At 61.0% G+C, this 9016-nt stretch carries 8 protein-coding genes; 5 read left to right on the top strand and 3 right to left on the bottom strand.

From position 1 onward, the window contains the following. From IPM20_13360 to IPM20_13350, 3 genes are all read left to right on the top strand, one after another. Positions 1-474, top strand: a 474-nt coding sequence (locus tag IPM20_13360; protein ID MBK9132603.1) for a sulfotransferase domain-containing protein, incomplete at its 5' end; no start/stop codon positions are given. A gap of 316 nt (positions 475-790) precedes the next feature. Beyond that, positions 791-1315, top strand: coding sequence for an acyltransferase (locus IPM20_13355; protein ID MBK9132602.1), 525 nt, complete (start codon positions 791-793; stop codon positions 1313-1315). An 87-nt stretch (positions 1316-1402) separates the two neighbouring features. After that, positions 1403-2605, top strand: a complete 1203-nt coding sequence (locus tag IPM20_13350; protein MBK9132601.1) for an AAA family ATPase — start codon at positions 1403-1405, stop codon at positions 2603-2605. Between the two features lie 15 nt (positions 2606-2620). Here the strand turns inward: IPM20_13350 and IPM20_13345 are convergent, their stop codons facing one another. From IPM20_13345 to IPM20_13335, 3 genes are all read right to left on the bottom strand, one after another. After that, positions 2621-3451: a glycosyltransferase gene (locus tag IPM20_13345; GenBank protein MBK9132600.1), complete on the bottom strand. Its 831-nt coding sequence runs from the start codon at positions 3449-3451 to the stop codon at positions 2621-2623. Positions 3452-3544: 93 nt separating this feature from the next. Continuing rightward, positions 3545-4720 carry an outer membrane beta-barrel protein gene (locus IPM20_13340; protein MBK9132599.1) on the bottom strand — a complete coding sequence of 392 codons (1176 nt, stop codon included), beginning with the start codon at positions 4718-4720 and terminating at the stop codon, positions 3545-3547. Between the two features lie 60 nt (positions 4721-4780). Further along, positions 4781-5875 carry a hypothetical protein gene (locus tag IPM20_13335; GenBank protein MBK9132598.1) on the bottom strand — a complete coding sequence of 365 codons (1095 nt, stop codon included), beginning with the start codon at positions 5873-5875 and terminating at the stop codon, positions 4781-4783. A 345-nt stretch (positions 5876-6220) separates the two neighbouring features. Between IPM20_13335 and IPM20_13330 the strand changes: the two genes are divergently transcribed. Beyond that, positions 6221-8464, top strand: a complete 2244-nt coding sequence (locus IPM20_13330) for an AAA family ATPase (GenBank protein ID MBK9132597.1) — start codon at positions 6221-6223, stop codon at positions 8462-8464. A gap of 266 nt (positions 8465-8730) precedes the next feature. Next, a complete protein-coding gene (locus IPM20_13325; protein ID MBK9132596.1) occupies positions 8731-9012 on the top strand; it encodes a hypothetical protein in 282 nt (93 codons plus the stop codon). Positions 9013-9016 lie beyond the last annotated feature (4 nt).

Raw genomic sequence — 9016 nt, 5'->3', positions numbered from 1 at the left:
GATCCGAGGGATGTGCTGGTATCCGGTTACTATTCCTACAGCAAGAGCCACGCCGTCCCGAAGTCCGAGGAGAAGGCGCAGGAATTCCTCGCCTTGAGGGAGCGCTTGAATAAAATGACCGTGGACGAATACGTCGTGGAGATGACTGAGAATGCCCGCTGGCGGATGGAGCAGTATCTCGATATCAGCCGGACGGGGCCTGCCGTGTGCATCCTGAAGTACGAGGATATGCTCGCCGATTTCCCCGCGTGGCTGGACCGCTTGATAGCGCATTGCCAGTGGCGGATAAGCCCGGCGCTGAAAGACCGCCTGCTGTCAGAGGCGGACCAGGGGAAGCGCGTCAAGCAGGAAGACACCGGCAAGCACAGGCGCCAGGTGACGCCGGGGGACCATCGGCGCAAACTCAAGGACGAGACCGTCGAATATCTCAATTCCCATCTGTCCGGGATACTGACGGCGTTTGGATATCGATGACGGTGTCCGGAGAGGGTGAATGCCATGAATTGCACGGAGTATCACCGTTCGATGGCGTTGCCGGCAGAGTTTGGTCCGGAACGTGCCCCGCCGTCCGGTCCGCGATTCGCGACATAGGGCAGGCAGTATGTTTCAGTTGAGGCGCCGGTGGACGTCGTTCTGGGTGAAGCGGTCAGGGTTAACGCCCACAGGCCGCGTCGCGTCCCGGCTGGCGACTCTGTTCGTACCGCCCTATAAGGGGCAGGTGCGGTTGGCCAGGCTCAACGTCAGGGGCTTCGTGTCTCCGTCCGCGGCTGTCCACCACGACCGGCTTGTGATGGGGCGCAACGTCTACATCGGGGATCGCGTGGTGATTTACAATGCGAAGACCGGCGGCGAAGTCCGGCTGGGTGACGGGGTCGCCTTGTACAGCGATATCGTCATCGAGACATGCGATGATGGCGGCGTTTCCATCGGCGAGGAAACGCACGTGCAGCCGCGTTGCAGCATCATCGGCTGCAAGGGGTCGGTGTACATCGGAAAACGGGTTGAAATCGCCTCGAATTGCGCCTTCTATCCCTACAACCACGCCATTGTGCCCGGGGTCAGGATCCGCGAGCAGCCGCTGGTGTCCAGGGGCGATATCCACGTGGGTGACGATGCCTGGCTGGGCTACGGGGTGATCGTGCTCGACGGCGTTCGCATCGGCGCGGGAGCGGTCATCGGCGCGGGTTCCGTCGTGACCCGTGACATTCCCCCCGAGGCGATCGCCATGGGAGTCCCGGCCCGCGTGGTGGGTTCCCGGAGCGGCCCTGACGCCAGTGCGGGTGCCGGACAGGGCGAAGGCGCTGGCGGAGAATGAGAAATTCCCCGGATTATGCTTGCGTATCCGTGCCGGCTGCCGTTAACTTAGTAGGCACAGTTTAGGTTTAAGTGAAACAAGAGTCTGATGTACGAGCAATTTTATAAACTCAACGTCAAGCCGTTCGCGCTCAATCCCGATCCGAAGTTCTTTTTCGGGAGCCGGGGTCATAACGAGGCGATGTCCTATCTGCGTTACGGCCAGCAGCAAGGCGAAGGTATCGTTGTCATCACCGGCGATATGGGGACGGGCAAGACCCTGCTCGCACGCAACCTGCTGGTCGAACTCGCCAAGGAGAACGTGGTGGCGGCGCACCTTGGGGCCGCGCAACTGGATCCTGACGAGATGCTCCACATGGTCGCCGCCTCGTTCGGGATCCCGCACGAGGGAAAGGACAAGGCCGCGTTATTAAGGGATTTGGAAAATTTTTTCACCAGGAAGGCGCGGGAGCGCCGGCGGCTGCTGTTGATTGTCGATAATGCGCATGGCCTTTCGACGCGTTCCCTGGAAGAGTTGCGTATGTTGTCCAACTTCGAACTGGAAGGACGCATCCTGCTGCAGACCTATCTGATCGGACAGCCCGCGCTGCGCGGCACCCTGCAGTCGCCCGGCATGGAGCAGTTGAGGCAGCGCGTGATCGCGGCCTATCACCTGAACCCGCTGGGTATCGATGAGATCCGGGGCTACATCGAGCACCGTCTTCGTTTGGCCGGCTGGCAGGGAATCCCCCGGCTGCATGAATCCTCTTTTGCAGCGATCCATGCAATCACCGGCGGCGTACCGAGACGAATCAACCAGCTTTGCGAACGACTGCTTCTGTTCGGATACCTGGAAGAACTGAATGAACTCGGCGAGGCGGAGGTCTGGAAGACCGACCAGGAGATCAGGAATGAAATCTCCATGATCACGCCGGCGATGGAGCCCGCCGTTGAGATGGATTCGCCCAGGCCGGATACCGGGCAGACGCTCACGGAAGGTGCGGGCAAGGTGGTTACGTTCGAATCAAGGCACCGGTCGAATGACCCTGGCGGAAGGGGGCTGGAGCAGTCCGCGCCATCCGCCGGGACGCGTTCAGGTAATCCCCGCCCGAACGAGTACGGCGACGATCGAACCGCGATGATACTGGAGCGTCTGCAGAAGGTCGAGGAGCAATTGCGCGCGCTGGACGACATCGCGACACGACAGCAGGGAGACGATCACATCGAGCTGATGCGCAGGATCGACGAGATTCAGGAGCAGGTGAATATGCTGCTCTCGGGTCTGCGGCCCAGCAGGCACGCCGGCGAGTAGGACGGTTCGGGTAACCTACCGGGGTTTCTTGACGAACGGGCGCAACAGGGGTTTGACCAATCTGACTACGGGATTCGCGGCGAGCCGCGAGTAGAAGCCCTGGTATTCGGTTAACTGGTCAGCCAGTTTGTCCAGATGTTTCCTGACGTAAGGTTCCCCTCCGGCCCGGATAACCGTGAGTGAGCAGTCCACGATCATCCTGTTTCGGAAGGCGGTCGTCTTGGCGCCTTCGTGCGCGAGAGCCGTCGAAAGCAATGCGTCGATGGCCTGGAACCTGACGTGCTTGACCATTCTCAGCCACAGGTCGACGTCGAGCGCAATGTGGATGTTCTCGTCGAGCGGGCCTGCGGCCTCCCAGGCGGAACGGCGGAAGAAGCATGAGGGCTGCATGAAGTTTCCGCCTTCCAGCCACTGACAAAAGCGCTCGAATGTCAGTTCCCCCGGTTTTTTCAGATAGGTAATCTCCCCGCCTACGGTGATTTTCCGGCCTGTGCCGACAAAGGCGCCGGCATCAGGATGGGCGGCAGCGTACGAAGCGACTGTGTTCAGCGCGTCAGGCTCCAGATAATCGTCCGAGTTCAGCCAGCTCATGATCTCGCCCGTCGCCCGGGCGAAGCCCTTGTTTATGGCATGGCTCTGGCCGCGGTCCTTCTCGCTGACCCAGTAGTCAAGATGCGGTGCGTACTTGCGGATGATGTCGAGGCTGTCGTCAGTGCTGCCTCCGTCGATGAGGATGTATTCGAGATTCGGGTAGCCCTGCGATAATACCGAGTCGATGGTTTTTTCCAGAAAGGCGCCCTGGTTGAATGAGGGCGTCACGATGGAGATCTTTGGGGGATGTGTCATGCAGGTGTCGTGCGGTCAGTTGCGTCAAGGTGGCTGCGGAGTCGCCAGGCGTCATACCGGCCCGCGCAGAGGCGGGGATTCCCCCGCGAGCGGTCATTTCTTCAGCAAGACATTGATGCCGAGGGTCCATTGAGTGTCCTGATAATCCGAGGACTGTATGGTCGAGTCGCGGTTTTCCTTCACGTATCCAAACGTTATTCCGAAATTTCTGGTCAGGTTATAACGACCCGACAGGCTCATCCAGTCGGTATCGTCTTCACGGGACAGGCCTTCGTAGCTGATGTTCTCGCGGGTGAATCCGCCGGTGACGGTGACCTTGGCGGTCACATCCCAGTCGCCGTCGATGCGCATGCCGCGCGTGAAATAGGAGTTCGTCAGCTCGGAGCGCGACGCGTGCTCCTGCCAGCTGCTGAGATTGAGGGTCGATTTTCCGGTGATCCTGTTTTCATAATCGACTCGCCACACCCGGTTCTGATTGTCCCGGTCCGTGAGTTCGTCGTAGCGTTGCTTGTCCCGGCCGAGGCTGGCATTGAGGCTCGATTTCCCCGTGGCCTCCCAGTAGAGCACCCCGCTGTATCCGGTCTGGTCGTAATCGTTATTGGTCGGCGTTCCGCCCACGAGCTGTGAGTTGAGGTAGTCCACCGTTGTAGACCTCGCGCGAACGCCGATGCGGGTATTTGCGCCCGATCGGTACAGGACCTCGACTGAGTTCGAGGTGATGGTGCGCTCAAGATCGGGACGTTGCTGCTGCTCCAGTTTCCTGTCCGAGAGAGCGGCGGTCAGCCACCAGCTTGGATGAAAGTGGTAGGAGGCATTAAAGCCCTGGACGCGGGTTGTTTCGATATCCAGCACGTACTCGTCCAGTTCCAGAAAGGATGACAGCTCGCGCTGGTATTCGGATGACAGGCTGCCCGACCAGAGGTTGCCGACCTTCCACAGCCAGTTGGCCTTTGCGCGTCCGTTGGTATGATCGAGTTCATTGAAATAATCGTAACTGGTCTGGTTGATGTTCGCATTCAGCTCAATCGCCTGCCGGCTTAGGTCCAGGCGGGAAGCCAGGCCGAAACCGTAGGTGGTAATCGCATCGTCCTTCTTGGTGCCCCCGGTCACGGCGATGGCTTCCGCGTCATCGACGACCCGGAAGACATTGTCATCCAGTCGTACATTGACAAATGCATAAGGGTCGAACTTCTCGACCGTGACCGCTTGCGCGGGAAACGCGGCCAAGGCGGCAATCACGGTGAGTGGCGCCGGTAACAGCCTGGTCATGTAGCGTCGGTCTCCGTTTTGTATCCGTGGCAACATCAGTATGATGCCCATGTGACTCTATTAAGCAACATTGGTGCCATTACTGGACGGCAGAGGCAGGTTGTCGATGCAGTCGAGAATGGCCCCCGCATGTCTCTTCCAGGAGTTTTTCTCGAGCCAGGCGCTATTGCGGGGATATTGGAAATCCTGTCGGGACAGCGACTCGCACACCCGGTCCAGCTTTTCGGCGGCATCCTGGAGATCGCCCGGAGTGAAACTTTCGCCCCACCAGCCCTCCATGGATTCACGGAAGCAGCCAGTGTCCGGGTAGACGGCCGGCCTGGCGAAGGTGGCGGCGAGCGGTAAGATGCCGGAGTTGAGCGCGCGGTGCTGACCGAGGAAGAGCAGATCGGCGGCGCACAGGACAGCGGCCATTTCTTCCTCGTTGAACTTCTTGTAGATAAAGCGTACCGAGTCTCGTGGCAGTGACTCTCGAACGTGATTTTTCAGCCGTAGCAGCGCACGTCGCATGGTGCCCGCGGGCGGGTAGACGAACTCGCCGGCAATCAGCAGGCATTTATCGGGGTATCGCATCTTTCGTAGCGCGGAGATCACGAATGGCTCGTTCTTGTACGGCCTTTGTTTTCCGAAGTTGAGGATGATCAGGCCGTCTTCCGGGAGATGCAGCCGGCGGCGTGCCTCGAGACGGTCTATCTCGTGGAAATTTATCAGGTAGTCCCCATGATGACAGACGATGTTCTGCTTGTGGCGAGCCGCGGGGAAGCGCCCGGTCAGTTCCTGGATCGAATTTCTGCAGTGATGGACGAGGATGTCCGCGTAGGCGATGACCAGGCTGAACACGGACGTGCTGTCGGCAACGCGGGACTCGTGCGGTTGCAGGTTGTGCACGGTATGGACAATGATGGTTTTGTTTTCCCGATACCATCGCAGGCGTGCTTCGATGAGGTTGCGCCACGCCTCTGGATCGCCGCCTCTATGCGGGTACCAGTCGTACAAACGCTCCGGCCAGTGAATGTGCAAAACATCGGGAACCACGTTGGAATGGAAAAAATTGGTGACATCGCCGATCACCGAGTGCCCGGCCGCCTTGTAGGCATCCAACAGGGACTCGATGTAGGCGTTGTCCGAGGGTTTTTCCGTGACGAGTATCAGCATGGGCGCGGCTGCTTGAATCGGGATGACGGGATGATCAGCGTGCGGTCAGTCTGACCCGGCTGCCGGCGGAAATTCTCTGCTCAGGTGGCGCATCGCGCCAGCGAGGACAGTTGGCCACGGGCCGTGCATTTGACGTCCGAAGCGGTGAGGTAATAAATTAACTTATTGTTATACATTGGATTATAACCGCCGTGCTAGAATTTTCATGATCCTGCCGTCGTCAGGTGCGAGTTTTGCATTACAAACAGAACGGCATGTGTTCAGTTAGTTTATACAACAAGCGGGATTCCAGGATAGGCCCCTTGCGGCAATTCGGGTTGAATAGAAAGGACTTTTGAAGACTCAATGTACGAGGAATTTTACCAGCTTAGGGAAAAGCCCTTCCGGTTGAGCGCGGATTCCAGGTTTTTCTTCGAAAGCGGCGGTCACAAGCGCGCCCTGGCCTACCTGAGCTACGGTCTGGAGCAAAAGGAAGGTTTCATCGTCATCGCCGGCAGCATCGGCGCCGGCAAGACTACGCTGCTCGAAAAACTGATCAGCCAGATCCGGGACAAGCGGATCGTGGTAGCGAAGCTCGTCTCGACTCAACTCGAGCCCGATGATTTCCTGCACATGGTGGCGGCGGCCTTCAAGCTGACTCATGAACCGCAGAGCAAGGCGGGGATTTTGAAGGGCCTGTCGAAGTTCTTCCAGCAACAGGCCATGAAAAATGAGGGCGTGCTCCTGGTCGTCGACGAGGCGCAAAATCTTCCAAAGCGCTCTTTGAACGAGCTGTTGACGCTCACGTACATCCACGCGGAAGGCGTGCCGGGGATGCAGGTTGTCTTGCTGGGCCAGAACGAGCTGCTCGCCACCCTCAAGTCACCGGAAATGGAGGAATTCCGCCAGCATATCATCACCACTTACACCCTGCAGGGCATGACGAAGGAGGAAACCCGGCGCTACATCGAGCACCGGATGAAGCTGGTGGGATGGAAAGGCGACCCCGCCTTTTCCGCGGACGCCCACGATGAAATCTTTGCCCAGACAGGCGGGGTGCCGCGGCGTATCAACACATTCTGCAACCGGCTGTTGCTGTACGGGTATCTGGAGGAGCTTCACGCCTTCACGCGGGAGACGGTCAGAGTCGTCGCCGATGAACTCAAGACCGAGTTGGGGCAGAAGTCGGGCGGGCTGTCATACCCCGACGATGGCCCGGCCGCGGCGCCCGAGCCGGAAGCCTCCATGCCGTTGCACGAGGAATCGGCGCCGGTCAGGGAGGCAACGGCTGCGCCAGATGCACCAGATGCGCCAGTCGGCGCGTCGCAGGCCCCGGATTCCATACCCGTCGTCGAGACGGTCCCGGACCCGGTCGCGCCATCGGAGCCGCCCGCCGATCCGGTCGATATCCCGCCTCCTGATAATGTCCAGGCGGTGCCCGCGGGCCCGGCTCCCGTCGCCACCGCAAGTGAGACGCCGGGGGGGGCGCGGCAGCGGCGCGTGTTCGCCCTGGATCAATCGACGATCGCGCTGGTGGGCGCCGTGATCCTGGTGGTCGTGGTCTATCTCATCGTGCTTCCAAACCGCGCCCCGGATGATTCCGAACAGGATTTGGGTCTTTCTTCCGTTTCCGGTGAGAAGGTCACCGGCAGCCTAGAGCTTCGCACCCCTCCAGCAGCGGATGTCGGCCAGGGAGAAGGGGCGCCGTCTGGGCCCGACATGGAGCTGAAGGATATGTCTCCGCCATCCATGGCGGACAGCGGACTGCCCCAGGAAGCGGCGCCGGAGACCCCGCGGGCGGCGGCTGCGCCCGTAGCCCCGGTGGTGGACAATAAATCCGTTGCGGCCGCCGGATCCGCGGCCGCCGTGCGGGCAGACCGCGCCTCCGGAGACCGGCTTGCCGCGGCAGGTTCGCCGGAGCCGGCCGCCAGGGCGAAGGCGCCGCCGACGGGTGCCGGTGGTGCCGGCGATTCGCCCGCCAGGAAGCTGGAATCGCTTCGTCAGCAGCTGCAGGCGGATGATCCGGTGGCCTCGCCGACGACGGTACCTTCACAGGAAACGAACCGGGTCCCGGTGACGCAGACGACGCCCGGCAGGCCCGTCGCGCCCAGGACGCCGCCCAAACCTGCCGAGGAATCGAGCCGGACGGCCAGCGCAGAGCCGCGGCCCTCGGCGGCGAGCGTCCCTGCGTCCCCGCCCGCGGATCGGTCGCCTGCGCCGCCGTCGGCGCGACAGGACAATAGCATCACCATTCAGGAACTGGACCGGCTCGCCGGGACCTTTTCCCGGGCCTATGAAGCCGGGGACCTGAGTACCCTGGTAGGTTTGTTCGCGGAAGACGCGAGCACCAATGATCAGAACGACAGGGCCGGCATTGCCCGTGACTATCAGGAACTGTTTCAGCTCAGCGAGAGGCGCAGCTTCACGATCAGCCGCTTGCGGTGGGAGCAGGATTCCGGCGACGGGCTGAAGGGAGAGGGGGACTTTCAGGCCAATGTCGTCCTGAAGAATGGCCAGGGCGTGACCTCGGTCGACGGCAAGGTGGTTTTCCACGTAAAAAAAGGGCCGGACGGCGTCCAGATCACCGAGATGCTGCATACCTATAACTGACGGGTTCGCCCGGCGCCGTGTGGCATGTGGCTCCCCGAGCCGGTATGATGAGCTACGTCGTCTTGAGATGATCCGCGGTGTCCCGGGCGTGATGCGGAAGATGCCGATTTTTCAGAGGGGACCATGAACGTGCCAAAACTGTGCCTTGGAGCTGGAATCGTCATGGCCCTGTCTTTGCCGGTTTGGGTTTATGCGCAGGAGCACGACGCTCAGCCGCAGCCCAGGCCGGTTGTGTCCCCGCGCCTGGCGGCGCCGCTGAACTGAAATTGGCGGCCGCCATCGGCATCATCAAATCTGCCCCCGAACCCGAGAAGGCGGAAACCCCGCCCGCGCCAGCCCCGGCGCCGGCGGCGGCGCCCGAGCCGCCAGTCGCGCCGGCGCAGCCCCCGCTGGCCGAGGCTGAGGAAACCGTTGTGGCCGAGGAAGACACGACCGGATCGGCCGGGGTTTCCCGAAACCAGGTCCTGATCGGGGCCGGTGTTGCCGTCCTGCTGGGTGTCCTGGCCGGCAGCGGCGGCAGCTCGAGTACCTCTTCGCACGGACAATAATGAA

Source organism: Gammaproteobacteria bacterium (genome assembly GCA_016716465.1).
In the GTDB taxonomy this organism is placed as follows: Bacteria; Pseudomonadota; Gammaproteobacteria; order SZUA-140; family SZUA-140; genus JADJWH01.
This window is presented reverse-complemented; position numbering and strand designations above follow the sequence as displayed.

Coding starts and splice junctions, on each gene's coding strand:
- IPM20_13355 (MBK9132602.1), top strand. CDS start 791: ATGGGGCGCAACGTCTACATCGGGGATCGCGTGGTGATTTACAATGCG.
- IPM20_13340 (MBK9132599.1), bottom strand. CDS start 4,720: ATGACCAGGCTGTTACCGGCGCCACTCACCGTGATTGCCGCCTTGGCC.
- IPM20_13335 (MBK9132598.1), bottom strand. CDS start 5,875: ATGCTGATACTCGTCACGGAAAAACCCTCGGACAACGCCTACATCGAG.
- IPM20_13330 (MBK9132597.1), top strand. CDS start 6,221: ATGTACGAGGAATTTTACCAGCTTAGGGAAAAGCCCTTCCGGTTGAGC.
- IPM20_13350 (MBK9132601.1), top strand. CDS start 1,403: ATGTACGAGCAATTTTATAAACTCAACGTCAAGCCGTTCGCGCTCAAT.
- IPM20_13345 (MBK9132600.1), bottom strand. CDS start 3,451: ATGACACATCCCCCAAAGATCTCCATCGTGACGCCCTCATTCAACCAG.